The organism is Streptomyces sp. NBC_00122 (assembly GCF_045160845.1).
In the GTDB taxonomy this organism is placed as follows: Bacteria; Actinomycetota; Actinomycetes; order Streptomycetales; family Streptomycetaceae; genus Streptomyces.
In genome coordinates, this window is sequence record NZ_CP108191.1 from 3,380,763 (window position 1) to 3,406,298 (window position 25,536).

The window sequence follows — 25,536 nt, forward strand, 5'->3', positions numbered from 1 at the left end:
GGCTGTGACCTGCGGTGATTACCGCTCGGTGGCTGATCCGGAGTTTCGCGGGGCTAGCGTCGATCGGGCTTGAGTTCCGCCATGACCTCGGTGAGGCGCTTGTCGCTGACCGTGTGGCCAGCCGAGCGGATCGCCGTGGCGACGGTTCCGCGAGTGATCTTTCCCGCTACGGCCTTGCCGATTTCGATCAGCTCATCCAGTTCCGCGGAGGCCGGTCGGCCGACTCGGCGTTTGGGTACGTGCTGAGGTGGCTCGGTGAAGAAGGGTTGGGTCCCGTCTTCGTCGTTGTCGTCCCGGCTGGTGTCCAGCTGACGCGCTTCAGGGGCGTCTGGAATCTGCTGGCTGGATCCGAGGCCGTGGTCACGCAGTCCAGGGACGGGCTCGCTGGGCTCGTCGCGCTCCGACCGCGCTATTTCGCTGGCAGGTTGGCGCGTGATGAGGATGTGGAGGTGGACGGCGCCGGCGAGGGCGAGTGGGGCGAGCGTGGACAGGATGCCGACGGTGGTGTCGCTCAGGTGCAAGGCCCCAGTGGGGCCTTGCTGGTTGAGGCGGATGGCGTGGAGGGCGTTGGCCCAGATGCTGGCGATGGTGGCGGTGCCGAAGAGGGCCCACACGTACAGGCGAGCCCGGAAGGGCGCGGCGTGCAGGAGGAGAAGGGCGCGGACGCCGTAGGCGATGAAGCCGTCGATCACCAGGGGGAACAGGTAGGTCAGCAGGCCACGGACGTGGATGGCAACAGCCATCTGCTGAAGCGCGTCGTACGAGAGCGCGCAACCGGCGGCTCCGAGGGTGAGGATCGCGGCGCGGTCCCAGGCGGTTGTACGGCGGGCGAGTGCATGTGGGGGCACGGGCAGGGCGAGTGAGGTCAAGCGCGGTCTCCAAAGGTCCCTCCGCCGCGCGGCAGGGTGTTCGCGGCAGAGGGAGGCGTACGGGGAAGGGCGCGGTGCGGACGCCCGGTCAGGCGGTCGCGGCCCGGCGGCGGTCGGTGCTGTGGAGGACGACCCAGGTGGTCATCTCGGCGAGGCGGGAGGCCACACGGTCGCCGACCGCGTCGCGCAGTTCCCCGGTGGGGAGGTTCGTGGTGATCAGCGTCGGGAGCATCTCGGTGTAGCGGCGGTTGATCAGCCGGTACGTCAGCTCCTCGGTCCACTCGGACTGCTTGGCCGCACCGAGGTCGTCCAGGATCAGCAGCGGGCACCTGCCGAGCTCCTGGATCTCCCGCTCGGGGTCGTGGTGGGGGCGTGGGCGGAGCTGGGCGTGGAGGTCGGCCGAGGTCACCGCATGCCAGCGGAGCCGGACTCCGGCCATGAGCAGGGAGCGGACGGCTCCGTACGCCTGGTGCGTCTTGCCGCTGCCCGTGGGCCCGGCGATCAGCAGCGAGGGCCCGTACGAGATGCCCCGCGTGCCGCTGGGGCCGCTCCGGCCCATGCCGGCGACCTCCTCGGCCCAGGCTCGTACACCGGGGGCCGTGGCGGTGGCTTCCCGGTAGCGGGGCGGGATCCTGCGGTCGGCCAGCTCCAGCGCGGTCACCGGCTCCGCTACGGGCTGGGCGGGGGCCGCGTCGGGGTCGATGCCCTTGGCGGCGAGGATCGCGTTCAGGCGGGCTGCCAGAATCCCGGCGCGCTGCGGTTCACGGGTCGCTGTGGTCACAAGGCACCTCCGTAAGCGGCTTCGGGGTTCACGGGGTTGGCGTAGGGCCGGTGGCCCCGGCCGAGGACAGCCGTCCGCGGCGGGTTCATGACCTCGTTGACCAGGCTGGGCAGCACGCTTGGGTGCAGGGCCCTCTCCCGGAGCCGCGTCAGTCCGGTGCGGATGTGGTCCGAGCCGATGCCCTCGGCGAGCAGCTTGCCGACGGTCTTGCCGAGTCGGCCCAGCACGTCGGCGGGCGGCCGGTTGGTGCATGCGGCGACGTACTCGGCGACGAGTTCGGAGGGGGAGACGGTGTCAGGTGTTGAGGCGCTTGCGCCTCCCAACGGAGTTGATCCTAGATCCACGATCCTAGGTCCTAGATCCGGACCATGAGGGCTCACCGCAGGGTCCTGCACCCCTCCAGGCATACTCCCGGAGGGGTCACTGAATCCCTCCTGACCTGGGGATACGTGGCTCAGTGTGTGCTCACGCCAGGTGGCGGAGGGCTCCGTGAAGGGTGCGTGAGCCTGCGCCGCTCCCTCATGGAGGACTCCGTGCGTCGGCAGTGAAGCCTCAGGGACCCGACCGCCTTCGTGTCGAGGGCAGGCCGGGTTGCGGCTGCCGCTCGGCCGGTTGACCTTCTGGTGCTTGGAGAAGGTGACGATGTGCAGGTACCGCTTGCCGTCGTCGCCCTCGTACCGGCAGATGAGCCCGGCGGTGTCGAGCTGGTTGAGGTCGTCCTCGACCTCCAGAGGGCCATGCTCCGGCCGCAGCGACCACAGGGCCCCGGCGATGACGGCCGCCTGGTCGCGGAAGCGCCCGTGGTCGTCGGCCTGGGTGAGCAGGCCGAAGAAGGTCCGCTCGGCGGCGATGCCGACCCTGGCGAGCGACTCGGAGATGAACGCCTCCGGCTTGATGGTGCGGATGCGCGCCATGCCTATCGCCCCGCCTTCGTCCAGGAGGCGGGTGAGGTCCTGGGGACCGGCAGGGGGGTGCGGACGGCCACTTGGGCCGTGGGGTGGAGCACAGAGGTTCCTCTCGATCGTCCAGCGGGGGGCGGCAGTTCGGCGGGGCTTGGAGGTCCGCAGTGCATTGCACTGGGGTCGGATCAATTCCCGAACCGGGCCGCGACCAACACAGCCACACCTGATTCGGGAAAGTCCAGCGATTCTGGTTACGAAGCAGCACCAGCGTAAAAGTCGTTCCGGGAATCCCATAACGGTAGGGCCGGATCCCCGGTTGACCAAAAAGTAGGCGCCGAATGCGAAGCGGGAAAGATCGCACCGCGAAGACCTTGACCGCGGCTCCTAGCGCCGTCTATGTTTCCGCCGCCTCCCACGTCAGGCAGCTCGCGGCCTGTCGAGCCAGCCTGTCTGGGCACATGGTGTCGGATGTCCGAAATTGCCCGGGGTGCTGTCGCCTGTCGCCGTCTACGCATGCTTATGGACCTGCATTCAGTCCTGCGTGAAATGCGGCGCCGGGCTTTATACCCCACGATCCCCGGTTACCGAAACCGGGGATTCGGAGTTACAACAGACGCATGCCCAAACACGCCACGAAAACCGGTCCCGCCGCAGAGCGGGCTGCTGTCGCCATCGCCGCAGCCCTCCCTGTCCTCGCGGTCTCCCAGCTCGCGCCGCTCCCTGCCGCAGCCTCGTAATGCCCCCCACGGCACGACGCCGGCTCTCCGCCTCGGGCTCCCGCCCAGCACTCACCGTCCGCCCCTGAAATCCCGCTACGGCGCCTGCGGCCCCCATCCCGCGCGCCCTGCCAGACAAGGATCTCCTTGCGCCAACCGCCCATGTCTGCCCGCCACATCGCCGCTCCTGGCCTGCCCCGCCTGTACCGACCCGAGGAGATCGCCGATGCCCTCGGCTGCTCCGCCTGGTGGGTCAAGGACCGGGCCGCCCGTGCGCTCATTCCCTTCACCCGAGTCGGGCGCTCGTACCGTTTCACCGCTGCGCACCTCGCCGAGATCGTCCGTATGCACGAGGTGCGGCCGGCGCAACGCGCGGAACCCGGAACAGCCACTACTCCCCCCGCCCCACGCAGCCGGCCGGTCCCGACGGCAGCCCGCCTCCGCGCCCGCCCGCCGCGCAGGACCCGGCAGGACGAGTTCGACACCACCGCGTAGTAGAGGGATCCGAAGGGGGAGGGAAAGTTGGGTTTCGCGGAGAAGCGCGGAAGCTACTGGCGCGGTCGCTACAAGACCGAGCCGGGCAAGCACAACACCGTCGTCGACCAAACTGGCGCGACGATCAAGTTCGCCACCAAGCGCGAGGCCAAGCGGGCAGCGGACGAAGCGGAAATCGGCTTCCGCCGCGGCGACGTCCGTGATCCGTCACTGGGGAAGGAGACCTTCGCCGAGTACGCGAGCCGCTGGTACGAGGCCCAGGACCTGGCCGCGTCCACGATGCAGAACTACCGACGCCACATCGAGGAGCACCTGCTCCCCGTCTTCCAGGACAAGGCTCTTGACGGCATTCTCCGCACCGACGTCGCGCTCTGGGAGAAGCAGGAACGCGCCTCCTACGCGGCCTCCAGCGTCAAGACCTGGCGCGCGACCCTGCACCTCATCCTCGCCGACGCCGTCGACGAGGGGCTCATCGAGGCGAACCCCGCCGCGAAGCGCCGAGGACGAGGCAAGCGCGCCGGCCGTTCTGCCGATCGCGGCCCGGAGAAGGTGGTCACCGACGCACTTGGCGTCCTCCTGATCGCCGAGCGGGCCGCCCTCCTCTCGGGGCGCGACGACGAGTTCGTCGCGGTGCTCCTCAAGGCGTACACCGGCATGCGGTGGGGCGAAATTGTCGGCCTGGAGACCGAGTTCGCCCGCCGGGGCTCGGTCCGGGTCGAGTGGCAGCTGTACGAGCTCGACTCGGGTGTGATGGTCCGCTGCCCGCCCAAGGACGACAGCTACCGCACCATCGACGCCCCCGACTGGCTCTCGGCCCTAGTGGCCGACCACGTCGCCCGTACCAAGCCCAAGCCGTGCCCGTGCCATGGCAGGACGTACGTCTTCCAGGGCCAGGGCACCGCCCGCACCGGAGGCCATCAGGGCGCGAAGCTGGTCGACGTAGCCCGCCGCGCCGGCGTCTCCACGGGCACGGTGTCCAACGTCCTCAACCACCCCGACCGCGTGCGTGAGGCCACCCGTACCCGCGTCGAACTCGCCATCACCGAACTGGGCTTCGTACGAGGCGGCGCACCCTCGGAACACGCCGCCCACTGGCGCCGCAACGGCTTCGCCACCTGGCTCTTCCACCCGGCGACGACGGGCTGGTACCCGAAGAAGGCGCCGCAGGAGCCCCGTCCCGTTCCGCTCCTCGGCGACCCGTTCCCGGGCATACCGGTCCGGGGCCGCAACGCCCAGGGCCGCGCCGACGCCTGCTGGACGGCCATCGCCAGGGGTCTCACCCCGCACGGCCTACGCCATTCCCACCGCACCCACATGGAGGACCTCGGCACCGAGAAGGTCCTCATGGACGAACGCATGGGCCACATCGACGGCTCGGTCTCCGCCCGCTACGCCCACGTGACCCCAGGCATGCGCCAACGCCTCATGGCCGGCCTCACCCAGCAATGGGAGGCCGCGCTCGATGCTCGGATAGCGATGTGCGCCGGTTCTCCGGTGCGGGTACTCGACGGCCTCCTGCGAGTACGTGCAGCCGTGCGTTAGCTGCAGGCAGGTGCCGTGCTTCGCCTAGGCGCGGCACCTGCCAAGAGGTACGGCAGCACTCCCCTGGCCGTGATCAGACGCCAATGGCCTTCTGCCGCTCCGCTTGTTGCACGATGCGCTCAGCCAGGTCCATGAGGTTCGTGATCGACGGCGCTTCCACGATCAAGAGCTTGTCTGCCCGCTCGCTGCCGTCCGCGAACCCACACCCGCTGTCGCGGACCATCGGTGTCAGCCAGTGAACCGTTGGCCGCTCAGCCGCAAAGAAGATCACTGGCCGATCTGTCCATGAAGTGTCACTGCGGTGGCTTCGGCAGCTCGCGGCAGTGAAGCATCCGATGGAGGTGAGGGCGTACGACAGTCCCGCTACGCCGAGTTCGAGGGCGTCGAGGGGTGGCGTCTCCTCATCAAGTTCGGACAGGAGCTGCAAGAGCTCACTGCTGGGGTGTTCAGAGGCATAGCCAGGAGGCAGGTACTCAGGCTCCCCTCGTTCCAGGGCCTTAGCCAAGGCCTCGAACTCGGCATGACTCTGGCTTCCCTGATCTACGAGCCCGACCAGCCTCCTCTCCTCATTGATCATGTGAATGGCTTCCTCGTGAGTCACTTCTCCCATCGCCCACACGTCTCTGAAGTAGCCGTACCCTTCCTCGCTCACCTCGTCTTCATCGGGCATTCCCATCGCCAAGCTCGCTGGGAAGGATGGATCCACGTCGAGCCTCATGGTGGGAATCAAGGTCAGCTCCTGACTGCTTGGCGAGCGGGGAATCACGACGTTCCTGCCCCATTCACCGCAACCACAGACCTCCCAACTCCCATTCCGTCTGCCGTCGGCCCACACGCGTATAGAGCGGGCGCGGTGCCGCCCGGTGCCGTGGCTGCTCGACTTGTCTTGGTCCGCTGGCGGATGGGATGGGAGTTTCCCGCCTCCACCCTTCACTGGTCGGCACCCGCGCACGGCACCGCCCCATCCCGGAGTCGGAGTGCCCCCGTCAGAGGCATCGTTCTGACCCGAGCCGAACACGCCGCCCAAGGTACTGCGGGTTCTTCTCATCGACCCGAAGCCGTAGGCGTGTGGGCCGGCGGCCGTCCTAGGTCACCTGATCGGCCGGATTCTATGGGAAGCCTGGTGGCGATTTTGGGCGGCCTGGCTCAATGGGGACATGGAGATCGGGGAGTGCTGGGCCTATCGGGCCAAGCCGAAGGAACTGGGCGGCGCCCTGCGCCAAGTGGAGATCGTCCGGGTAGGCGCCTCCGGCAGGTCAGGAATCCACGTGCGGTTCATGGACGGTGATGAGGCCGGACTTCAGGAGTGGGTCAGCGCCGGCTGTCTGCTCGCGCTCTGGGCTGAGATCGACGCCTTCCGCGCGGATGACACAGCGGAGCTTGCCCTGGCCGAGGCATCGAGGGAGGTACGGGGGAGCGCCGAGTTCGAGGCGGCCCGGATGATCCTGGGCTTCGTCCGCCCCAAGGGCCGGCTGCGTCTACGCAAGGCGGTTGCCGACGCAGGCGTACTGGAGCTCGGCCACCTCGACGAGACTGCGCCACTGGTTGGCATGGAGGCTGCCGAGCTTCGCGGCGATGCCATGGTCCACGAGGATCGCAACGGGCTTTGTCTGGCGGGGTGGCCGGTCGTCGAGCGGATCGCGCGGCAGATGGCCCAGCGGCTGGCCGAAGAGGTTCTGCCGGAGGTGGACCGCCGACAGCAGGCCGTGGACGAGGAGCGCGCCCGGCCCTCCTGGCACTCGTACCACCGCCGGGACGACCGCAAGCTGGACGCGGAGGCGGGTGCCCTGCGTACGGTCCGGGAGTGGTGCGGGGAGGAGAAAGCCGAGCGCTACGACGAGCTCGTCGCCCTACGAGCCGAGGTGCTGCGCCTCGGCGAACTGGTCGAGCAGGCCGTGAAGGCGCTCCGGGACCGTGGGCACGGCGTCATCGCCTCCACCATTGAGCGCGGCCTTGGGGTCCATATCTCCAGCCTTGGTCCTGACGTACGTCGTTGAAGCCGTCACGCCACCGCTCGGGCTCCGGCTTGGGCGGTGCGGGCTCCACGGGTGCCTTCACCTTCTCCGGGCGGTGCGTGCCAGCCGTCGAGGAACGGCCGCAACTCGTCCCCCGTAGGCTCGGCGTGGAAGTTGCGGACACCGAGACCCTTCCCGTTCAGGGTGGGGTCCAGGCGGTCGGCCTCCGTCCTGCCCCAAGCCGACCACTCTCGGAGCTGCTCGGCCTCGATGGGGTCCTGCGTCTGGGTGGCGGCCTCGTCCAGCGCGGTGCAGAAGGTCCGGATCTCTCCTGCGGCTCGCCACTGTTCCAGCGCCGTGCCGAAATGCTCGGCCCGAGCGGCGTCCACCGCCTTGATCGAAGCCACGCCGACCGCGGCCTCCCACTCCCGCTGGGCGCGTTCCTGCCGCTCGGCCTCCAGCCGGCGGTTCTCAGCTGCCTGCCGTTCCCGCTCGTCCTGCTGCCGGCGCTGTTCGGTCTCCCGCTCCAGCCGGGCCCGCTCCTGCTCATCAGCCCGGGTTCTCAGAGCCCGGAGTACCGAACCGATCTGGTCCTCAAGCGGCTTCTTCTCGGTGTCGGCCCACTCCTTCTTCCAGCCGTACTGGTAGCCCTGTTGCTGGGTGAGGAGCATCTCCAGTTCCCCGGACGGCTCGAACCGTTGCGCCGGGACGACCCGCTGCCAGTCGTACGTGCGGCGGCCCGCCGGCTTGGGCACGTACCGGACCTGCTTCTGCCGTTCCTTGAAGGTGATCTCGTACGTACGGCCATGGATCGTGAGCAGAGGCTTCGGCTGCCTGCGCTTCTTGGACACCGCGATCTCCCCGTGGAGGGGGATGGCCTGCTCGGAGATGAGGCGGAGCAGGGACAGCACGCGGGGCATGACTCCGTCGGAGACCTCGAAGGCGCTGTGATCCGCGGTCACGGCGGCGAGGACATCGTCCACGTCGGTGATCACGCGACTGCGCGCCAGACGGATCCGGTTCCACTCCGTGTCGTCCTCGCCGGTCACCCGAAGCAGCCCCAGGAAGAAGTCTCCCTTGGTGCGCCCGCTGTACTTCAGGTGGTACCCGGCTGGCGCACACTGGCGAGCCGCGTCGAATGCCCTTCGGTAGCGGGCTCGCTCCGCCTCGTCCGGGTTGGGGACGCGCAGGAAGCGGCCGGCCTGCTGTACCTCGGCGATCAGAGCTTGCCCGATGTCCGCAGGAGAAGGCCGTGGTGCCCTGGCAACGCGCTGCACGGGGAGCCTCTGCTCGGCAGCGGCCTTCTGCTCGGGGCGGTCGGATTCCTGCTTCCCGGCTCCGGGTGTCGTCGCCAGGCGGGTCTTCCGTGGCGCCGGCTCAGGTCGGTCGGGGTGATGGCCGTGCTGGAGGTAGAAGCGTCCGACATCGGTGATCTCTGCCCGCCATTTCCCACCGTCCTTGGGCATGGCGATGTGCCCCCGCTCTTTCAGGGCCCTGGCGGTGGCAGCGAATTCGGGGGCGTCAGACGTGACAGGTTCGAGGCCCTCGCCGATCCGGGTCAGGAGGGCGAGCTGGCGATCGTTGAGGGGTGACCAACGGTGCATGTGATCGTCGTACCGTCGGCGCTCGTGCCGGCACAAGCCATGCGGTGAGCTTTCCGGGCGGACGGCGCTCGGCCCGGCTCCCCGTGGGAGCCGGATTCCGAGGTCGGCTCCCAGATGGCTCCCAAGACAGGTCCGTAAACGCAGGAAGGGCCTGACCCGCGATGCGGATCAAGCCCTTGACCTGGTCTTACGAAGTCGGGGTGGCGGGATTTGAACCCACGACCTCTTCGTCCCGAACGAAGCGCGCTGCCAAGCTGCGCTACACCCCGATCGTCGCCCTAGCGGCGCTTGCTGCCCTGGCGACATCGATTACTTTAGCGGACCCTCGGCCGGAGACGAAATCCGGTTTTCGCGGAGGGGTCGCCGGGGGCGCGGAAGGCCGCCGGGACGACCTCGCCCACCCTCACCCCTGGGACTTCGGTGTCAGCGTCAGGAGGGTCGCCTCCGGCGGACACGCGAAGCGGACCGGGGTGAACCGGTTGGTGCCGCAGCCGGCCGAGACGTGGAGGTACGCGCGGTGGCCGCCCGCCTCGTGCGTGGAGAGGCCCTTCACCCGCTTCGTGTCCAGGTCGCAGTTGGTGACGAGCGCGCCGTAGAAGGGGATGCACAGCTGTCCGCCGTGCGTGTGGCCCGCCAGGATCAGCGGGTAGCCGTCCGCCGTGAAGGACTCCAGCGTCCGCAGGTACGGGGCGTGCACCACGGCCAGCGAGAAGTCCGCGTCCCTCTCCGGGCCGCCCGCCACCTGCTCGTAGCGGTCCCGCTTGATGTGCGGGTCGTCCAGCCCGGTGAAGGCGAGCTCCAGGCCGTCGAGCTTCAGCCGTGCCCGGGCGTTGGTGAGGTTCAGCCAGCCCGCCGTGTCGAAGGCGTCCCGCAGTTCCTCCCACGGGTTGTGCACGGCGCCGACGACCGGCTTGTTGCCGTTCAGCCCGTGCCGCCCCTGGACCTTCTCGATCAGGTAGCGCCCGGGGTTGCGCAGCCGCGGCCCGTAGTAGTCGTTCGACCCGAAGACGTACACGCCGGGGAAGTCCATCAGGGGGCCCAGGGCGTCGAGCACCTCCGGGACCCCCTCGGTGTCGGAGAGGTTGTCGCCGGTGTTCACGACGAAGTCGGGGCGCAGACCGGCCAGCGACTGCAGCCAGGCGCGCTTCTTGCGCTGCCCGCCGACCATGTGGATGTCCGAGACCTGGAGCACGCGCAGCGGGCGCATCCCCCGGGGCAGGACGGGCACCGTGACACGGCGCAGGCGGAAGGACCGCGCCTCGAAACCGGCGGCGTAGGCCACACCCGCGGCCCCCACCGCGGCGATTCCGGCAGCTGCCTTCAGGGGGACTCCGTAACGCGCACGCATGGCCCCATCGTCGCAGACCCGGAAAACCAACGGGCGCCACCGCCCCAGCACCTGGCAGACTCAGGTCATGACCACGCTCAAGGCCAGGCTCCAGGAAGACCTCACGACCGCCATCAGGGAGCGGAACGAGCTGCACTCGTCCACCCTGCGACTGACCCTCTCCGCCATCACCAACCAGGAGGTCGCGGGCAAGGAAGCACGCGTGCTCTCCGACGAGGAAGTCCTCAAGGTGATCGCCAAGGAGGCGAAGAAGCGCCGCGAGGCCTCCGAGGCCTTCGCCCAGGGCGGCCGTCCCGAGCAGGCCGCGCGGGAGACCGCGGAGGGCGAGTTCCTCGACACGTACCTGCCCAAGCAGCTCACCGACGACGAGCTCGTCGCGATCGTGGCGCAGGCCGTCGCCGAGGCCAGGGCCGCGGGCGCCGAGGGGCCGCGGGCCATGGGCGCCGTCATGAAGATCGTGAACCCGAAGGTCGCCGGGCTGGCCGAGGGCGGGCGCGTCGCGGCGGTCGTCAAGCAGCAGCTTTCCTGAGCCCGCACGGGAAGCGCGGAGGGGCCCCAGCCGGATCCGGCTGGGGCCCCTCTCGCGTGTCAGCGCCTACTGGGTGTCGCGTCCGCCGATCAGGCCCGGCGGGATCGTGATCCCGGGGAACGGGTTGGTCGGATCGCTACCGCCCGTGGGCCCGCCGGTCGTCTGCCCGCCGGGCCGGCCGCCGGGCTTGCCGTCGCCCGGCTTGCCGGGCTTGTTCGGGTTCGTCGGGGAAGTGGGCGGCTTGTTGCCGCGGGGACCGCCGGTCGGAGGCAGCGGTTCCGGGATGCTGACCGTGGTGAAGGAGAGGGCCTCGCGCCCGGACAGCGCGCCCGTGACCGCGTCCTTCCAGATCGGGCCGGGCAGGCCGCCGCCGAAGACCTTCTCGTACGGCTTGCCGCCGATCACGATGTCCTCCATCGTGATCTTCTTCGCGCCGCCCGAGCCGACCCACACCGCGCTCGAGATGTTCGGGGTGTAGCCGACGAACCAGGCGTTGTACCGGGAGTCCGTCGTACCGGTCTTGCCGGCGCTGTCGCGGTCGGTCAGACCGGCCCGCTCACCCGTACCGGAGTCGACCACTCCGCGCAGCAGGGTGTTGATGGTGTCGGCCGTGTCCTGCTCCATGGCCCGGTCGCACTTGGACTTCGGCACCGCCAGCGCCTTGCCGTGGGAGTCGGTGATCGACTCGATGGCGACCGGGGTGCAGTAGATGCCCCGGTTGGCGAAGGTCGCGTACGCGTTGGCCATGGTCAGCGGGGAGAGCTCGGCGGAGCCCAGCGCGATCGACGGGGCCTCCGGCAGCTTCGAGCCGTCGGCCGGGGTCACGCCGAGCTTCTGCGTCATCTCCGTCACCGGGCAGAGGCCGATCTCGCCGATCATCTCGACGAAGTACGTGTTGATGGACTTCTCCATCGCCGTCTTCAGCGCGTACGGACCGATCTCGTCCTCGGTCTCGTTCTTGGCCGTCTGGATCTTGCCGTTGATGGGCAGGTTCAGCCACTGCGACCCGTCGCACTTCTGGATCGGCGTCGGGTAGTCGATCTTGTTCGGCGCCTGGTACACCTTCGTCGGCGGCACGCCCCGCTCCAGGGCGGCCGCCGCGATGAACGGCTTGAAGGTCGAGCCCACCTGGAAGCCGAAGTTCGAGCCGCCCATCCGCTTGTCCACGGAGAAGTTGATCTGCGTCTCGTTCTTCCCGAAGCCGTACGGCTTGGACTGGCCCATCGCCAGCACCCGTCCGGTGCCCGGCTGGACCATGGTCACAGCCGTCGCGATCGCGTCCTCCTGGTAGACGTGGTCCTTGATCGACTCGTTGGCCGCGTCCTGCGACTGCGGGTCCAGGGTCGTCCGTACGGTCAGGCCGCCCTGGTTCCAGATCTTCGCCCGCTCCTCGCGCGTCTTGCCGAAGACCGCGTCGGTCAGGAAGGTGTTGCGCACGTAGTCGCAGAAGAAGCCCGCGCCCTTGACCGCGGTGATGCAGCCGTTCTTGGGCCGGGTCACCTTCAGCGTGACCGGCTTCGCCTTCGCCGCGTCGGCCTCCGCCTGGGAGACGTCCTTGATGTCGGCCATCCGCTGGAGGACGATGTTGCGGCGCTTGAGCGCCTCCTGCGCGTCGTTCACCGGGTCGTACCGGCTCGGCGACTGGACGACGCCCGCGAGCAGCGCGGACTCGTCCAGGGTCAGGTCCTTGGCCGGCTTGCTGAAGTAGCGCTGGGCGGCGGATTCGATTCCGTAGGCCTGCTGGCCGAAGTACGTGATGTTGAGGTAGTTCTCGAGGATCTTCTTCTTCCCGAGCTCCTCCTCGACCTGGATCGCGTACTTCAGCTCGCGGATCTTGCGGCCGAGGCTCTTCTCCTGGGCCTCGCGCACCTTTGTCTCGTCGTCGCCGGCCTCTTCGACGAACACGTTCTTCACGTACTGCTGGGTGAGCGTGGATGCGCCCTGAGCGGCGCCGCCCTCCTGCGCGTTGCGGTTGACCGCGCGCAGGATGCCCTTCATGTCGACCGCACCGTGCTCGTAGAAACGCGAGTCCTCGATGGCGACGATCGCCTTCTGCATGTACGGGGAGATCGCCGTGAGCGGGACCACCTGCCGGTCGCGCGAATAGACAGTGGCGATCAAGCCACCCTCGGCGTCCAGAATCGTGGTCCGCTGACTCAGCGGCGGAGTCTTGAGATTGGCCGGGATCTCGTCGAATCCCTCGACCGTGCCCTTGGCCGCGAGTCCCAGGGCGCCTGCCGCCGGAATCGCCATGCCGGCCAGCACAACTCCGGAGAGAACGGACACCCCGAGGAACTTGGCGGCCTGCTGGCTCCCCGTGAGCCCGCCGCCCGAGCGCTTCTTTCCCATGGGGGCAGCCTACGTTCTCATTCGCCGGACACATGCGAATGCCTTGGCCTAAGCTGTCCTCAACTGTCACAGCAGTGCGGTGCGACATCAACCCCTCGGCTTGATTTTCACCCTTCCCGAATGGGGTGGACGCATGTCCGAATATCGCCGTCCGCGCAGGGGGTACTCGTCCGGCGACTCGGTGATTTCACCCGAATCGCCGGAATGGTCGGGCATGTCGTCCGATCACTCCGTCGGGTGATCTGCCGCTTACCCATAGTCCGTTCGGACCATTCAAGATTGGGCCCGTCGGGGGTGTTGCACTGTGCCCGCCTTCCGTAACGTCCTCAACTGGCAGCGGTGAATATGCCGCTGCCGCCGTGGGGGAGCCTCGATTCGGGAGAGGACGGCGCCGGGATGGGCTGGGTTACCGACTGGAGTGCGCAGGCAGCCTGCCGCACTACCGATCCGGATGAACTGTTCGTTCAAGGAGCGGCACAGAACAGGGCCAAGGCGGTGTGCACCGGATGTCCGGTGCGGACCGAGTGCCTGGCCGACGCGCTCGATAATCGTGTCGAGTTCGGCGTGTGGGGCGGAATGACCGAGCGGGAACGGCGTGCGCTGCTGCGCCGGCGTCCCACCGTCACCTCGTGGCGACGGCTGCTCGAAACCGCTCGCACGGAGTACGAGCGCAGTACAGGCATCCTGACCATGGATGCCGACGAGGAGATCGGCGTTTCGTACGAGACGTACGCCGCGGCCGGGTAGATCACCCGGACTCGTACGTACGGTACGAACGAACGCCTACGCTCCGGCCGGAACCCCGGCCGCGAGTCGCTCTCCGATGGCCCGCAGCCCGGCGAGGTCGTGCACATCGCCGGGCAGGGCGGCCACTTCGGCCACCGCCACCTCGGGGTGCAGTGAGGTGAAGCGATCGCGTGTGCGCCGCTCACGCGCGATCACCTGCATCCGTTCGGCATGCAGGCGCAGCAGTCCAGCCGTGATCTCGTCCACGTCGGGGGAGCCGTCGTCGGCGGCGTCACGAAGTCCAGCTTTCCCGGACTCCTGATCGACAATGCCGCCTTCTTCAAGATTCTCTGCGGCGGCCAGCGCCCGTGCGGCGGACAGCTGGTCGGCGCCACTGCCGTGCACCCGGTTCAGTACCAGACCGGCCAGCGGCATGTTCTCCGCGGCCAGCCGCTCCACGAAGTACGCCGCCTCGCGCAGGGCGTCCGGTTCGGGCGCGGCGACCACCAGGAAGGCCGTGCCGGGAGCCTGGAGGAGCCGGAAAGTGGCGTCCGCGCGGGTGCGGAAGCCGCCGAACATGGTGTCCATCGCGGCCACGAAGGTCTGTACGTCCTTCAGCAGCGAGGCCCCCATCAGCTTGCTGAGCGTGCCCGTCATCATCGACATGCCGACATTGAGGAACTTCATCCCGGCCCGGCCGCCCACCTTCGCCGGAGCCATCAGCACCCGGATGAACTTCCCGTCCAGGAAGGACCCGAGCCGCTTCGGCGCGTCCAGGAAGTCCAGCGCGGACCGGCTCGGCGGGGTGTCGACGATGATCAGGTCCCAGTCGTCCCGGGCCCGCAGCTGCCCCAGCTTCTCCATCGCCATGTATTCCTGCGTGCCCGCGAAACCGGCCGACAGGGACTGGTAGAAGGGGTTGGCGAGGATGGCCTGGGCCCGCTCGCCGTCCGCGTGCGCCTCGACGATCTCGTCGAAGGTCCGCTTCATGTCCAGCATCATGGCGTGCAGTTCGCCGTCGCCCGCCCCTACGGTCGCGACCCTGCGCGGGGTGTTGTCCAGCGAGTCGATCCCCATCGACTGCGCGAGCCGCCGCGCCGGGTCGATGGTGAGCACGACCGCCTTGCGCCCGCGCCCGGCCGCCCGTACGCCGAGGGCCGCGGCCGTGGTGGTCTTGCCGACCCCGCCCGCCCCGCAGCACACGATGATCCGGGTCTTCGGGTCGTCCAGCAGCCGGTCGACCGCCAGCCGCGGCGGAGTGTCCAGGCCCACGGTGTCCACCCCCTCGCTCATTCGGCCACCGACTGCTTCCGCAGTTCCTTGGCCAGGCCGTACAGCCCGGCCAGATCCATCCCCGCGCCGAGCAGCGGGAGTTCGTACGTCGGCACGCTCAGCTCGGCCAGTACGGCACGCTGCGCGCGCTCCAGCTCCACCCGGCCCGCGTGCTCGGCGGCCTGCGCGAGCAGCGGGTCCACCAGCCGCTCGGCCGCCGCGCCGCGGCGCGCGCCGCCCAGGCCCGCCCGGGACAGCGCCTTGGCCACCTCGGCGCGGTGCTCGCCGGCCGCGGCCCGCAGGGTGTCCTCGTCCAGATGGTGCGGACGCACCATGTTGACGACGACGCGGCCCACCGGAAGCCCGGCTTCCCGGAGTTCGGCGATGCCGTCCGCGGTCTCCTGGACGGGCATCTCCTCCAGGAGGGTGACCAGGTGCACGGCCGTCTCGGGGGACTTGAGCACCTTCATGACGGCCTGCGCCTGGTTGTGGATCGGCCCGAACCGGGCCAGGCCCGCCACCTCGTCGTTGACGTTCAGGAACCGGGTGATCCGCCCGGTCGGCGGCGCGTCCATGATCACGTGGTCGTAGACGAACCGGCCGGACTTGTCCTTGCGCCGCACCGCCTCGCAGGCCTTGCCGGTCAGCAGCACGTCGCGCAGCCCGGGGGCGATGGTCGTGGCGAAGTCGATGGCGCCGAGCTTCTTGAGCGCGCGGCCGGCCGAGCCGAGCTTGTAGAACATCTGGAGGTAGTCCAGCAGTGCCCGTTCGGCGTCGATGGCGAGCGCGAAGACCTCGCCTCCGGCCTCGCCGCCCCCGCCGGGCGCGACGGCGATCTTCCGCTCCTCGTACGGGAGCGCCTCGGAGCCGAAGAGCTGCGCGAGCCCCTGCCTGCCCTCGACCTCCACCAGAAGAGTCCGCTTGCCCTCGCGTGCGAGGGCAAGCGCGAGTGCCGCGGCGACCGTGGTCTTGCCGGTGCCGCCCTTGCCGCTGACCACCTGGAGCCTGCTCACAGCGTCCGAGCCTAACGACTCGGATCCCGGGGCGCGCATGAGCCCCGTAGGACAGGCACTACCCTCGCTCCCATGACCAAGAAGTTCGAATACGCGACGGTCCCGCTGCTGGTCCACGCCACCAAGCAGATCCTGGACACCTGGGGCGAGGACGGCTGGGAGCTCGTCCAGGTCGTGCCCGGGCCGAACAACCCCGAGCAGCTCGTGGCCTACCTCAAGCGGGAGAAGGCATGAGCGGCGTTGTCGACGCGAAGCTGGCCGAGCTCGGCCTGACCCTGCCCGAGGTCGTCCCGCCGCTGGCCACCTACCAGCCGGCCGTGCGGTCGGGCGCGTACGTGTACACCGCGGGCCAGCTCCCGATGGTCAAGGGCAGCATGCCGGTCACCGGCAAGGTCGGCGCCGAGGTCTCGCCGGAGCAGGCCAAGGAGCTGGCCGCCACCTGCGCGCTGAACGCCCTGGCCGCGGTCAAGTCGGTCGTCGGCGACCTCGACAAGATCGCGCGTGTCGTGAAGGTCGTCGGCTTCGTCGCCTCGGCCCCCGACTTCACGGGCCAGCCGGGTGTGCTGAACGGTGCGAGTGAGCTCCTGGGCGCCGTACTCGGCGACAAGGGCGTCCACGCCCGCAGCGCGGTCGGCGTGGCGGTCCTCCCGCTGGACGCCCCGGTCGAGGTCGAGATCCAGGTCGAACTGGTCGCCGGAGCCTGAGCCCTCCCGAGCCGGACCGGCGGGGGCTGGATTGCCCGCAGCGCAATCCAGCCCCCGCCCACGGCCGAGTCGGGCCGGGTGCCCTCGAACATCGGCCCGGATGGCCGTAGCATCCGGCCATGCCGAATGGTCAGCAGCAGCCCCAGGCCCAGCCCTCCGCCGGAGGCCAGTGGTACCCGCCGGAGTGGCCCGCCCGTATCCGCGCGCTCGCGGAGGGCTCGCTCACCCCGGTGGACCCGCGGCGCGCCGCCACCGTGATGCTGCTCCGCGACACCCCCGCGGGGCCCGTCGTGCACATGCTGCGCAGGCGCGCCTCCATGGCCTTCGCCGGAGGCGCGTACGCCTATCCCGGCGGCGGGGTCGACCCCCGCGACGAGGAACACCAGGTGGGCTGGGCCGGCCCGAGCCGGGACGACTGGGCCCGCCGCCTGGGCACGGACACCCGTACCGCCCAGGCCATCGTGTGCGGCGCCGTCCGGGAGACCTTCGAGGAGGCGGGCGTCCTGCTCGCCGGGCAGACCCCGGACACCGTCGTCGGCGACACCACCGGCGACGACTGGGAGGCCGACCGGCAGGCCCTGGTGGCGCGGGAGCTGTCCTTCGCGGAGTTCCTGGACCGCCGCGGCCTGCGGCTGCGCTCCGACCTGCTGGGGGCGTGGGCGCGCTGGATCACCCCGGAGTTCGAGCCGCGCCGCTACGACACCTGGTTCTTCGTCGCGGCCCTCCCCGAGGGCCAGCGCACCCGCAACGCCTCCACCGAGGCCGACCGGACCGTCTGGATCCGGCCCGCCGACGCGGCCGCCGGGTACGACAAGGGCGAGCTGCTGATGATGCCGCCCACCATCTCCACCCTGCGCTCCCTGGAGCCGTACGGGAGCGCCGCCGACGCCCTCGCCGCGGCCGACGCGCAGGACCTGGCCCCCGTACTGGCCCAGGCCACGCTGGAGGACGGCGAGCTGGTGCTCAGCTGGCCGGGCCATGACGAGTTCACGAAGCGAGTGCGTCCCGGAGGCCCCGCATGACCGACGCCGCCGCACTGCCCGGACAGCCCCGCGGGGTCGTCACCTCCGGCCCCGCCACCGCCCGCGCGGTCAACGTCCTGGCCCCCAACGCTTCCGCGATGACCCTGGACGGCACCAACACCTGGCTGCTGTCCGAGCCCGGGTCCGCCCTGGCCGTCGTCGTCGACCCCGGCCCGCTGGACGAGGCGCACCTGCGCGCGGTCGTCGACACCGCCGAGCGGGCCGGCAAGCGGATCGCCCTGACCCTGCTCACCCACGGCCACCCCGACCACGCCGAGGGGGCCGGCCGGTTCGCCGAGCTCACCGGCACCAAGGTCCGCGCCCTGGACCCGGCCCTGCGCCTGGGCGACGAGGGCCTGGCCGCCGGGGACGTGATCCGCACCGGAGGTCTGGAGCTGCGCGTGGTCCCGACCCCGGGCCACACCAGCGATTCGCTCTGCTTCCACCTGCCCGCCGACCAGGCCGTCCTGACGGGCGACACGATCCTCGGCCGCGGCACCACCGTCGTCGCGCACCCCGACGGCCGCCTGGGCGACTACCTGGACTCGCTGCGCCGCCTGCGCTCGCTCACGGTCGACGACGGCGTGCACACCGTCCTGCCGGGCCACGGGCCGGTCCTGGAGGACGCCCAGGGCGTCGTCGAGTACTACCTGGCCCACCGCGCGCACCGCCTCGCCCAGGTCGAGACCGCCGTCGAGGACGGCTTCGTCACCCCGGAGCAGGTCGTCGCCCACGTCTACGCGGATGTGGACCGCTCGCTGTGGCCGGCCGCGGAGTGGTCCGTCCGGGCGCAGCTGGAGTACCTTCAAGATCACGGACTGATCCCTGGAGGGCCCGAATGAACACCGTGTTCTTGCTGGTCATGCTGATTGCCACGGCCGGTTGGATCACCTCGACTGTGACCCTCCGCGTGCAGAGCCTGCAGCTCAAGGTGGACCGCACGGAGCGTCGCCTGGCCTTGGTGCTGGACCACTTCGGCATCGAGGAGCCGGAGCCGGCCGGGATGGACGAGGTGCGGGCCCATCTGATGGCCGACCGCAAGATTTCGGCCATCAAGACCTACCGCCGGATCACCGGCGCGGGCCTGGCGGAGGCCAAGACGGCCGTCGAAGCCCTCGTGGTCGACGAGAAGCCCTGAGGCTGCCCCACGGAGAGCCCTCAGCTCCCGTCGCGAGGCGTCTTCGTACCGTGCCGGGACGTGTACTCGTCCGCGAGCCACGGCCCGAGGTCCTCGATGAAGCCGCGCAGCACGGCCGGGTCCGCGACCGGGTCGAGCGCCACGGAGGCCGCGGCCCGCATCTGGGCGGCGCGCTGCGGGTAGTACGCGCCGAAGACTTCCGCGGACTCGATGAGATCGCTGGTCCAGCCGCCCCACCGCGGCATGACCAGGGTGAATCCGGTGCGCACCAGACGTCGTGCGAAGACCCGGGCGAGGGCCCGGTACTCGTCCGGGCCGGATGCCGCCTGCGCCTTCGCCCGCCAGGCGGGCAGTAGCTCGGCCAGGTCGCCGTTGGTCTCCCGGGCGAGCAGGCTGTCCGGGCGGTAGCGGGGCAGGTGCTCGGCCAGGTCGGCGCCGAGCAGCGGGGTGCACAGGCAGGCGAGGAACCAGCCCAGGTCGAATCGTTCCTGCTCGCTCAGCAGGGTGTTCTTCCCGTACAGCAGGACGGCGGCGCCGTCGATCTCGGGGAAGTCCTCGTCGAGCCCCCGCGCCAGCACCTCGGCGGCGTCCCGGTCCTCGTCGGCGGGCTCGTGGTGCAGGGCGAGCAGCAGGTCGAGGTCGGACCGCCCGGGCCGCGCCGTCCCGCGCGGCACGGACCCGTACAGGTACGCGCTGTGCAGCCGCCGCCCGTACGCCTCGGAGATCCGCTCGCGCGCGGCGGCGACGACCCCCTTGAACTCGGCCCGCACCTGCCCGAGCGATCCCTCCCGCTCGAAGTACCCGTACGCGTCGAGACCTCTGTGCTCCATACCTCCACTGTGCACGGCCCCCGGGCGAATCCGGCCCCGTCCGGGCACGGCGGCGCACCCGGGAAACGCGAAGGGCCCCGCCCGAGGTACAGGCGAGGCCCTTCACGAAGCCGGGGCGTCAGCGCGAACGCTTCGCGAGGCGCTCCACGTCCAGCAGGATCACCGCACGCGCCTCCAGGCGGAGCCACCCACGGCCCGCGAAGTCGGCCAGAGCCTTGTTCACGGTCTCGCGAGAGGCGCCGACGAGCTGCGCGAGCTCCTCCTGCGTGAGGTCGTGCACCACGTGGATGCCCTCCTCCGACTGCACGCCGAAGCGGCGCGACAGGTCGAGGAGGGCCCGCGCCACACGGCCGGGAACGTCGGAGAAGACCAGGTCGGACATCTGGTCGTTGGTCTTGCGCAGGCGCCGCGCGACGGCGCGCAGCAGCGCGGTCGCGACCTCGGGCCGGGCGTTCAGCCAGGGCTGCAGGTCGCCGTGGCCCAGGCCGAGGAGCTTGACCTCGGTCAGCGCGGTCGCGGTGGCGGTGCGCGGGCCCGGGTCGAACAGCGACAGCTCGCCGATCAGCTCGCCGGGACCGAGGACGGCCAGCATGTTCTCGCGGCCGTCGGGGGAGGTGCGGTGGAGCTTCACCTTGCCCTCGGTCACGACATACAGCCGGTCGCCGGGATCGCCCTCGTGGAACAGGGCGTCACCGCGTGCGAGGGTCACCTCGCCCATGGAGGCGCGGAGCTCCGCGGCCTGCTCGTCATCGAGCGCCGCGAAGAGCGGGGCGCGCCGCAGAACGTCGTCCACGAGTCTCTCTCCTATGTCGACCAGCTCAGGGGACCGGTCTCCCATTTTGCCGGACGGCTCAAACAGTGCGATCAATCACTACCTAGGATGCCGGACATACGGGCGTGGTGTGCGGTGGGAGACCAATCGGGGTGGTGTTACCTGAGGTCCGGGCGGGTGTCAGCGGCCGGCCTTAGGCTGGCCGGGTGTCCAACAAGCCGGTGAGAGCACAGGCCAAGGGGTCTGCGGGAGTGACCGCCACCCAAAATTCAGCCGTGGGCGAACAAGCCCCCTCGAAGGTGTCCGCGAAGGCCCAGTCCGCCCCTCAGGGCAAAGGTTCGGCCAAGAAACCGTCCGTGGCCAAGCCCGAATCCCGTCTGGCCATGGTCCGCCGGGCCCGCCGCATCAACCGTGAGCTGGCCGAGATCTATCCGTACGCCCATCCGGAGCTCGACTTCCGCAATCCCTTCGAGCTGCTCGTCGCGACGGTGCTGTCCGCGCAGACCACCGATCTGCGGGTGAACCAGACGACCCCGGCCCTCTTCGCCGCCTACCCCACCCCCGAGGACATGGCGGCGGCGGCTCCCGAGCACCTGGAGGAGCTGATCAAGCCGACCGGGTTCTTCCGCGCGAAGTCCCGGTCCCTGCTCGGCCTCTCGCAGGCCCTGCGGGACAACTTCGGCGGGGAGGTGCCGGGCCGGATCGAGGACCTGGTGACCCTGCCCGGCGTCGGCCGCAAGACCGCGAACGTGGTCCTCGGCAACGCGTTCGGTGTTCCGGGGATCACCGTCGACACCCACTTCGGCCGGCTGGTGCGCCGCTGGAAGTGGACCGAGCAGGAGGATCCGGAGAAGGTCGAGGCGGAGATCTGCGCGATCTTCCCGAAGAGCGAGTGGACGATGCTCTCGCACCGCGTCGTCTTCCACGGCCGCCGGATCTGCCACGCCCGCAAGCCCGCCTGCGGGGCCTGCCCGATCGCCCCGCTATGCCCGGCGTACGGGGAGGGCGAGACCGACCCGGAGAAGGCGCGCAAGCTGCTCAAGTACGAGAAGGGCGGCCAGCCGGGGCAGCGCCTGAGCCCGCCCCCGGACTACCCGGGCCTCCCGGCCCCGCCGCTGGGCACTCCGGCGCCCTGACGGGCGGCGACAGGAACGAATCGGTACCCGGACCGCGTTTGGCGGTGTGGGACACGGTGTTGACGGCAAGGACGCGGACAGGGGTGCCTATGACGCGCGGTACACGGGACGAGACGACGGCGGGAGCCCGTGATGTGGGCGTGGCCCGCAACGCCGGCGAGGCAGGGGAGGGCCGCGACGCGATCGAGGTCACCACGGACGGCCTGCCGGGCTGGCTCGACCCCGTCGTCGAGGCCGTGCGCACGGTGCGCCCGACCCAGCTGAGCCGGTTCCTGCCGCCCGAGGACGGCCGGGGCCGGCAGTCCGCCGTGCTCGTCCTGTTCGGCGAAGGCCCCCGCGGGCCCGAGCTGCTCCTCATGGAGCGGGCAGGCACCCTGCGCTCGCACGCGGGCCAGCCGTCCTTCCCAGGGGGCGCCCTGGACCCGGAGGACGGCGATCCGCACACCACCGGCCCGCTGCGCGCCGCGCTGCGCGAGGCCGAGGAGGAGACCGGGCTCGACCCCTCCGGTGTCCAGCTCTTCGGGGTGCTGCCCCGCCTGTACATCCCGGTCAGCGAGTTCGTCGTGACCCCGGTCCTCGGCTGGTGGCGCGCCCCGAGCCCGGTCGGCGCCGTGGACCCGGCCGAGACGGCCCGCGTCTTCACGGTCCCGGTGGCCGATCTCACGGATCCCGGGCACCGGGTCATGACCGCCCATCCCAGCGGCCACCTGGGCCCGGGATTCACCGTCGAATCGGCTCTGGTCTGGGGTTTCACCGCCGGGGTGATCGACCGGATCCTGCACTTCGCGGGCTGGGAGCGACCGTGGGACCGCTCACGTCACGTCCCGCTCGACTGGCGCGCATGAGACGGTGGCCCACGTGAACGTGCTGGACATCCTGTTGCTGCTCGCCGCCGTATGGTTCGCGATCATCGGCTACCGCCAAGGCTTCGTCGTCGGCATCCTGTCGGTGATCGGCTTCCTCGGCGGTGGTCTCGTCGCGATGTCCTTGATCCCGCTGATCTGGGACCGGGTGACGGACAACGGCACCCAGGTGTCCACCACGGTCGTCGTCATCGTCGTCGTCGTGATCATCGTCTGTGCCTCGATCGGCCAGGCCCTGACCACCCACCTGGGGAGCCGGCTCCGCCGCCACATCACCTGGTCACCGGCGCGGGTGCTGGACGCGACCGGCGGCGCCCTGGTCAACGTCGTCGCGATGCTGCTGGTGGCCTGGCTGATCGGATCAGCGCTCGCCGGTACGTCACTTCCCACGCTGGGCAAGGAAGTCCGCAACTCCAAGGTGCTCCTGGGCGTGTCGCGGGTGCTGCCCGCCCAGGCGAACACCTGGTTCTCGGACTTCAGTTCGACCCTGGCGCAGAACGGCTTCCCGCAGGTCTTCAGCCCGTTCTCCAACGAGCCCATCGCCGAGGTGAAGGCGCCCGATCCGGCGCTCGCGCACAGTCCCGTCACCGAGCAGGCCAAGCGCTCGATCGTGAAGGTCGTCGGCACCGCACCCAGCTGCAGCAAGGTGCTGGAGGGCACGGGCTTCGTCTTCGCGCCCGGCAAGGTGATGACCAACGCGCACGTCGTCGGCGGAGTCGGCGAGCCGACCGTGCAGATCGGCGGCGAGGGCAAGCTGTATGACGGCAAGGTCGTGCTCTACGACTGGGAGCGCGACATCGCCGTCCTGGACGTGCCCAAGCTGAAGGCCCCGGCGCTGGAGTTCACCGACAGGGACGCGTCGAGCAGCAGCGACGCGATCGTCGCCGGCTTCCCGGAGAACGGCGCGTACGACGTCCGCTCCGCCCGCGTCCGCGGCCGGATCAACGCCAACGGCCCGGACATCTACCACCGGGGCACCGTCCGGCGCGACGTCTACTCGCTGTACGCGACGGTCCGCCAGGGCAACTCCGGCGGCCCGCTGCTGACGCCCGACGGCAAGGTGTACGGGGTCGTCTTCGCGAAGTCCCTCGACGACCCGAACACCGGCTACGCGCTGACGGCGGACGAGATCCGCGACGACATCCGCATCGGCCGGATCGCCGAGCAGCGGGTCGACAGCCAGGGCTGCGCCCTCTGACGCGCTGAGGCCGAGGTGCGGGGCCCCGGCGCCGAGGCGCGGGCCCCGCAGGTGTCTCTACGTCCGCGGATGACGCAGCCGCGCCGAGACCCACAGGGCCCGGCGGCGCAGGATGCGTGGAATCCCGAGTCGGAGGTCGTGGCCGTGGCGGCCGGCCCTCTCGTAGCTGCCCGGCGTCGCTGCCGAGCGGCGTTCGTGTGCGGTGTCACTGTAGTCGTGCGTCCAGCCCATACTCCGAGCTGTGCCCGTGCCCCAAGGTCGGTAACCCCGTCCGGGGCGGCCAATTGGCCTATGCGCCGGGCAATTGAATGCTTGTCATATCGCTCAGCGGTCCGGCTCGGGGTCCTTGAGCCAGTTCACCAGCTCGGTGGAGAAGGCCACCGGGTCCTCCTCGTGCGGGAAGTGCCCGAGACCGTCGAACAGCCGCCACCGGTACGGGGCTTCGACGTACTGGCCGGAGCCGGCCGCGCTCCGCGTCCGCATCACGGGGTCGAGCGATCCGTGCAGGTGCAGCGTCGGCACCCGTACCGGCCGCTTCATCCGTCGGTTGAACTGGAGCCCGTCGGGCCGGGCCATGGACCGCATCATCCAGCGGTAGGGCTCGATCGAGCAGTGCGCGGTGGACGGGATGCACATCGCCCGCCGGTAGACCGCGATGTCCTCGTCGGTCAGGTCCTCCTGGAGCCGCGGCCCGGACCAGTCCCTGATCAGCTGCCCGACGAGGGCCCCGTCGTCGGCGACGAGCTGCCGCTCGGGCACGAACGGCCGCTGGAAGCCCCAGATGTGCGAACTCGCCCGGGTCTGACCGAAGTCCGACAGCATCGCCGAGCGCCAGCGCCGAGGATGCGGCATGGACGAGACGACGAGCCGGCGCACGAGCTTGGGCCGCATCACGGCCGCCGTCCAGGCGAGGTAGCCGCCCAGGTCGTGCCCCACGAGCGCGGCGTCCGGCTCGCCGAGGGACCGTACGACCCCGGTGATGTCGAGCGCCAGGTTGGCGGGGTCGTAGCCGCGCGGGGTGCGGTCACTGCCGCCCACGCCGCGCAGGTCCATCGCGACCGCGCGGTAGCCCGCCTCGGCGAGCGCCACCATCTGGTGCCGCCAGGTCCACCAGAACTGCGGGAAGCCGTGCAGGAGCAGCACGAGCGGTCCGTCACCGAGCTCGGCGACGTGGAAGCGGGCGCCGTTGGCGGCGACGTCCCGGTGCGTCACCGCTTTCCCGCCGGGGAGGTCGAGCCGTACCGCCGTGGCAGCAGTGGGGGGAGGGCTGGGGTCCGGCGAAGGCGCTGTCATGAGGACGAGCGTGCCACACCCACGGCCTTGTCACTCAACGGCCGCTCGTGGGGCTTGACGGTCCCGACGAGCGCGGCGGTTTGCTTGACCGCTTCGATGGTCTTCACCGGCGGCTTGACCTTCTTGAACTTCGCGTAGGCGATCAGCCCGACTAGGCCCGCGAGCAGCCAGAACGCGACGCCGACGATGAGGAAGGACCAGGCGAGCCCGAGCCCGAGGTTATGGATCCCGTAGGCCGCGGCGAAACTCAGTACGGGGAGGGAGAAGAGCAGGAGCACGCCCGCGACGATCGCGGCACCGCTGCCGATGCCCGCGCGCTTGACGTCCTGCTTGATCTCCACCTTGGCGAGGGCGATCTCGTCGTGCACCAGGGCGGACATCTCGGCGGTGGCCGAGGCGACCAGCTGGCCGAGCGTGCGCTCGGCTCCTTGCGCCCCTTGGTCCACTGCGCTCATCGCTCTCTCCCTCTGTCGTCAGCT

The 25,536-nt window shown here is 70.2% G+C and carries 26 protein-coding genes and 1 tRNA gene; 13 read left to right on the forward strand and 14 right to left on the reverse strand.

Translation table 11 applies throughout. The features are described 5' to 3' along the window. Positions 1-53: 53 nt before the first annotated feature. From OG737_RS16060 to OG737_RS16070, 3 genes are all read right to left on the reverse strand, one after another. Positions 54-869 carry a DUF2637 domain-containing protein gene (locus tag OG737_RS16060; RefSeq protein WP_405921673.1) on the reverse strand — a complete coding sequence of 272 codons (816 nt, stop codon included), beginning with the start codon at positions 867-869 and terminating at the stop codon, positions 54-56. An 88-nt stretch (positions 870-957) separates the two neighbouring features. Further along, positions 958-1,650 (reverse strand): ATP-binding protein, encoded by a 693-nt coding sequence (locus OG737_RS16065; protein WP_405921674.1) that lies wholly within the window; start codon positions 1,648-1,650, stop codon positions 958-960. Further along, positions 1,647-2,564, reverse strand: a complete 918-nt coding sequence (locus OG737_RS16070; RefSeq protein WP_405921675.1) for a hypothetical protein — start codon at positions 2,562-2,564, stop codon at positions 1,647-1,649. The genes OG737_RS16065 and OG737_RS16070 overlap by 4 nt, the downstream gene beginning before the upstream one ends. 866 nt (positions 2,565-3,430) lie before the next feature. On the opposite strand from OG737_RS16070, the gene OG737_RS16075 reads away from it, so the two are divergent. After that, entirely contained in the window at positions 3,431-3,763 is a 333-nt protein-coding gene (locus tag OG737_RS16075) for a DNA-binding protein (RefSeq protein WP_405921676.1), read from the forward strand. A 27-nt stretch (positions 3,764-3,790) separates the two neighbouring features. Beyond that, a complete protein-coding gene (locus OG737_RS16080; protein ID WP_405921677.1) occupies positions 3,791-5,305 on the forward strand; it encodes a LacI family DNA-binding transcriptional regulator in 1,515 nt (504 codons plus the stop codon). Between the two features lie 73 nt (positions 5,306-5,378). Here the strand turns inward: OG737_RS16080 and OG737_RS16085 are convergent, their stop codons facing one another. Then, the gene (locus tag OG737_RS16085) at positions 5,379-6,023 is read right to left on the reverse strand and encodes a hypothetical protein (RefSeq protein WP_405921678.1); all 645 of its coding nucleotides are present in this window, start codon (positions 6,021-6,023) and stop codon (positions 5,379-5,381) included. 439 nt (positions 6,024-6,462) lie between these two features. Here OG737_RS16085 and OG737_RS16090 point away from each other — a divergent pair, with 439 nt between their 5' ends. Further along, the gene (locus OG737_RS16090; RefSeq protein WP_405921679.1) at positions 6,463-7,302 is read left to right on the forward strand and encodes a PE-PGRS family protein; all 840 of its coding nucleotides are present in this window, start codon (positions 6,463-6,465) and stop codon (positions 7,300-7,302) included. Positions 7,303-7,307: 5 nt separating this feature from the next. Here OG737_RS16090 and OG737_RS16095 read toward each other — a convergent pair whose 3' ends face one another. The 3 genes from OG737_RS16095 to OG737_RS16105 all read right to left on the reverse strand — a co-directional run bounded on the left by OG737_RS16095 (position 7,308) and on the right by OG737_RS16105 (position 10,212). Then, the gene (locus OG737_RS16095) at positions 7,308-8,864 is read right to left on the reverse strand and encodes a PE-PGRS family protein (protein ID WP_405921680.1); all 1,557 of its coding nucleotides are present in this window, start codon (positions 8,862-8,864) and stop codon (positions 7,308-7,310) included. A 195-nt stretch (positions 8,865-9,059) separates the two neighbouring features. Next, a tRNA-Pro gene (locus OG737_RS16100) sits at positions 9,060-9,133 on the reverse strand. Between the two features lie 134 nt (positions 9,134-9,267). Then, a complete protein-coding gene (locus OG737_RS16105) occupies positions 9,268-10,212 on the reverse strand; it encodes a metallophosphoesterase (RefSeq protein WP_328926844.1) in 945 nt (314 codons plus the stop codon). A gap of 67 nt (positions 10,213-10,279) precedes the next feature. On the opposite strand from OG737_RS16105, the gene OG737_RS16110 reads away from it, so the two are divergent. Next, positions 10,280-10,741, forward strand: a complete 462-nt coding sequence (locus OG737_RS16110) for a GatB/YqeY domain-containing protein (protein WP_328926845.1) — start codon at positions 10,280-10,282, stop codon at positions 10,739-10,741. Between the two features lie 66 nt (positions 10,742-10,807). Here the strand turns inward: OG737_RS16110 and OG737_RS16115 are convergent, their stop codons facing one another. Beyond that, positions 10,808-13,090, reverse strand: coding sequence for a transglycosylase domain-containing protein (locus OG737_RS16115; RefSeq protein WP_328926846.1), 2,283 nt, complete (start codon positions 13,088-13,090; stop codon positions 10,808-10,810). Positions 13,091-13,486: 396 nt separating this feature from the next. On the opposite strand from OG737_RS16115, the gene OG737_RS16120 reads away from it, so the two are divergent. Beyond that, positions 13,487-13,837 (forward strand): WhiB family transcriptional regulator, encoded by a 351-nt coding sequence (locus OG737_RS16120; RefSeq protein ID WP_405922424.1) that lies wholly within the window; start codon positions 13,487-13,489, stop codon positions 13,835-13,837. A 36-nt stretch (positions 13,838-13,873) separates the two neighbouring features. On the opposite strand, the gene OG737_RS16125 is transcribed toward OG737_RS16120, so the two are convergent. Both OG737_RS16125 and OG737_RS16130 read right to left on the reverse strand, forming a co-directional pair. Next, positions 13,874-15,109, reverse strand: a complete 1,236-nt coding sequence (locus tag OG737_RS16125; protein ID WP_328926847.1) for an ArsA family ATPase — start codon at positions 15,107-15,109, stop codon at positions 13,874-13,876. Continuing rightward, the gene (locus tag OG737_RS16130; RefSeq protein ID WP_405679223.1) at positions 15,106-16,101 is read right to left on the reverse strand and encodes an ArsA family ATPase; all 996 of its coding nucleotides are present in this window, start codon (positions 16,099-16,101) and stop codon (positions 15,106-15,108) included. Before OG737_RS16130 ends, OG737_RS16125 begins: the two co-directional genes overlap by 4 nt. Positions 16,102-16,173: 72 nt before the next feature. Between OG737_RS16130 and OG737_RS16135 the strand changes: the two genes are divergently transcribed. The 5 genes from OG737_RS16135 (at position 16,174) to OG737_RS16155 (ending at position 18,965) form a co-directional block, all read left to right on the forward strand. Next, positions 16,174-16,335 carry a DUF4177 domain-containing protein gene (locus tag OG737_RS16135; RefSeq protein ID WP_007264966.1) on the forward strand — a complete coding sequence of 54 codons (162 nt, stop codon included), beginning with the start codon at positions 16,174-16,176 and terminating at the stop codon, positions 16,333-16,335. Beyond that, positions 16,332-16,805, forward strand: a complete 474-nt coding sequence (locus OG737_RS16140; protein ID WP_328926849.1) for a RidA family protein — start codon at positions 16,332-16,334, stop codon at positions 16,803-16,805. Before OG737_RS16135 ends, OG737_RS16140 begins: the two co-directional genes overlap by 4 nt. Before the next feature lie 119 nt (positions 16,806-16,924). Next, entirely contained in the window at positions 16,925-17,827 is a 903-nt protein-coding gene (locus tag OG737_RS16145) for an NUDIX hydrolase (protein ID WP_328926850.1), read from the forward strand. Next, positions 17,824-18,669: an MBL fold metallo-hydrolase gene (locus OG737_RS16150; protein WP_328926851.1), complete on the forward strand. Its 846-nt coding sequence runs from the start codon at positions 17,824-17,826 to the stop codon at positions 18,667-18,669. The genes OG737_RS16145 and OG737_RS16150 overlap by 4 nt, the downstream gene beginning before the upstream one ends. Next, the gene (locus OG737_RS16155) at positions 18,666-18,965 is read left to right on the forward strand and encodes a ribosomal protein L7/L12 (protein WP_328926852.1); all 300 of its coding nucleotides are present in this window, start codon (positions 18,666-18,668) and stop codon (positions 18,963-18,965) included. Before OG737_RS16150 ends, OG737_RS16155 begins: the two co-directional genes overlap by 4 nt. A 20-nt stretch (positions 18,966-18,985) precedes the next feature. Here OG737_RS16155 and OG737_RS16160 read toward each other — a convergent pair whose 3' ends face one another. After that, entirely contained in the window at positions 18,986-19,795 is an 810-nt protein-coding gene (locus OG737_RS16160; RefSeq protein ID WP_405679220.1) for a nucleotidyltransferase domain-containing protein, read from the reverse strand. A gap of 118 nt (positions 19,796-19,913) precedes the next feature. Beyond that, on the reverse strand, positions 19,914-20,588 hold the full coding sequence (locus OG737_RS16165) for a Crp/Fnr family transcriptional regulator (protein WP_003981529.1): 675 nt from the start codon (positions 20,586-20,588) through the stop codon (positions 19,914-19,916). A 254-nt stretch (positions 20,589-20,842) separates the two neighbouring features. On the opposite strand from OG737_RS16165, the gene nth reads away from it, so the two are divergent. The 3 genes from nth (at position 20,843) to OG737_RS16180 (ending at position 23,764) form a co-directional block, all read left to right on the forward strand. Beyond that, the gene (gene nth / locus OG737_RS16170; protein ID WP_328926854.1) at positions 20,843-21,703 is read left to right on the forward strand and encodes an endonuclease III; all 861 of its coding nucleotides are present in this window, start codon (positions 20,843-20,845) and stop codon (positions 21,701-21,703) included. 89 nt (positions 21,704-21,792) lie between these two features. Then, a complete protein-coding gene (locus tag OG737_RS16175) occupies positions 21,793-22,548 on the forward strand; it encodes an NUDIX hydrolase (RefSeq protein ID WP_405679216.1) in 756 nt (251 codons plus the stop codon). 13 nt (positions 22,549-22,561) lie between these two features. Continuing rightward, positions 22,562-23,764 carry a MarP family serine protease gene (locus OG737_RS16180; RefSeq protein ID WP_328926856.1) on the forward strand — a complete coding sequence of 401 codons (1,203 nt, stop codon included), beginning with the start codon at positions 22,562-22,564 and terminating at the stop codon, positions 23,762-23,764. Between the two features lie 324 nt (positions 23,765-24,088). On the opposite strand, the gene OG737_RS16185 is transcribed toward OG737_RS16180, so the two are convergent. Both OG737_RS16185 and OG737_RS16190 read right to left on the reverse strand, forming a co-directional pair. Beyond that, entirely contained in the window at positions 24,089-25,057 is a 969-nt protein-coding gene (locus OG737_RS16185; RefSeq protein ID WP_405921681.1) for an alpha/beta fold hydrolase, read from the reverse strand. Next, positions 25,054-25,512 carry a phage holin family protein gene (locus OG737_RS16190; protein ID WP_328926858.1) on the reverse strand — a complete coding sequence of 153 codons (459 nt, stop codon included), beginning with the start codon at positions 25,510-25,512 and terminating at the stop codon, positions 25,054-25,056. Before OG737_RS16190 ends, OG737_RS16185 begins: the two co-directional genes overlap by 4 nt. Between the last annotated feature and the right edge of the window lie 24 nt (positions 25,513-25,536).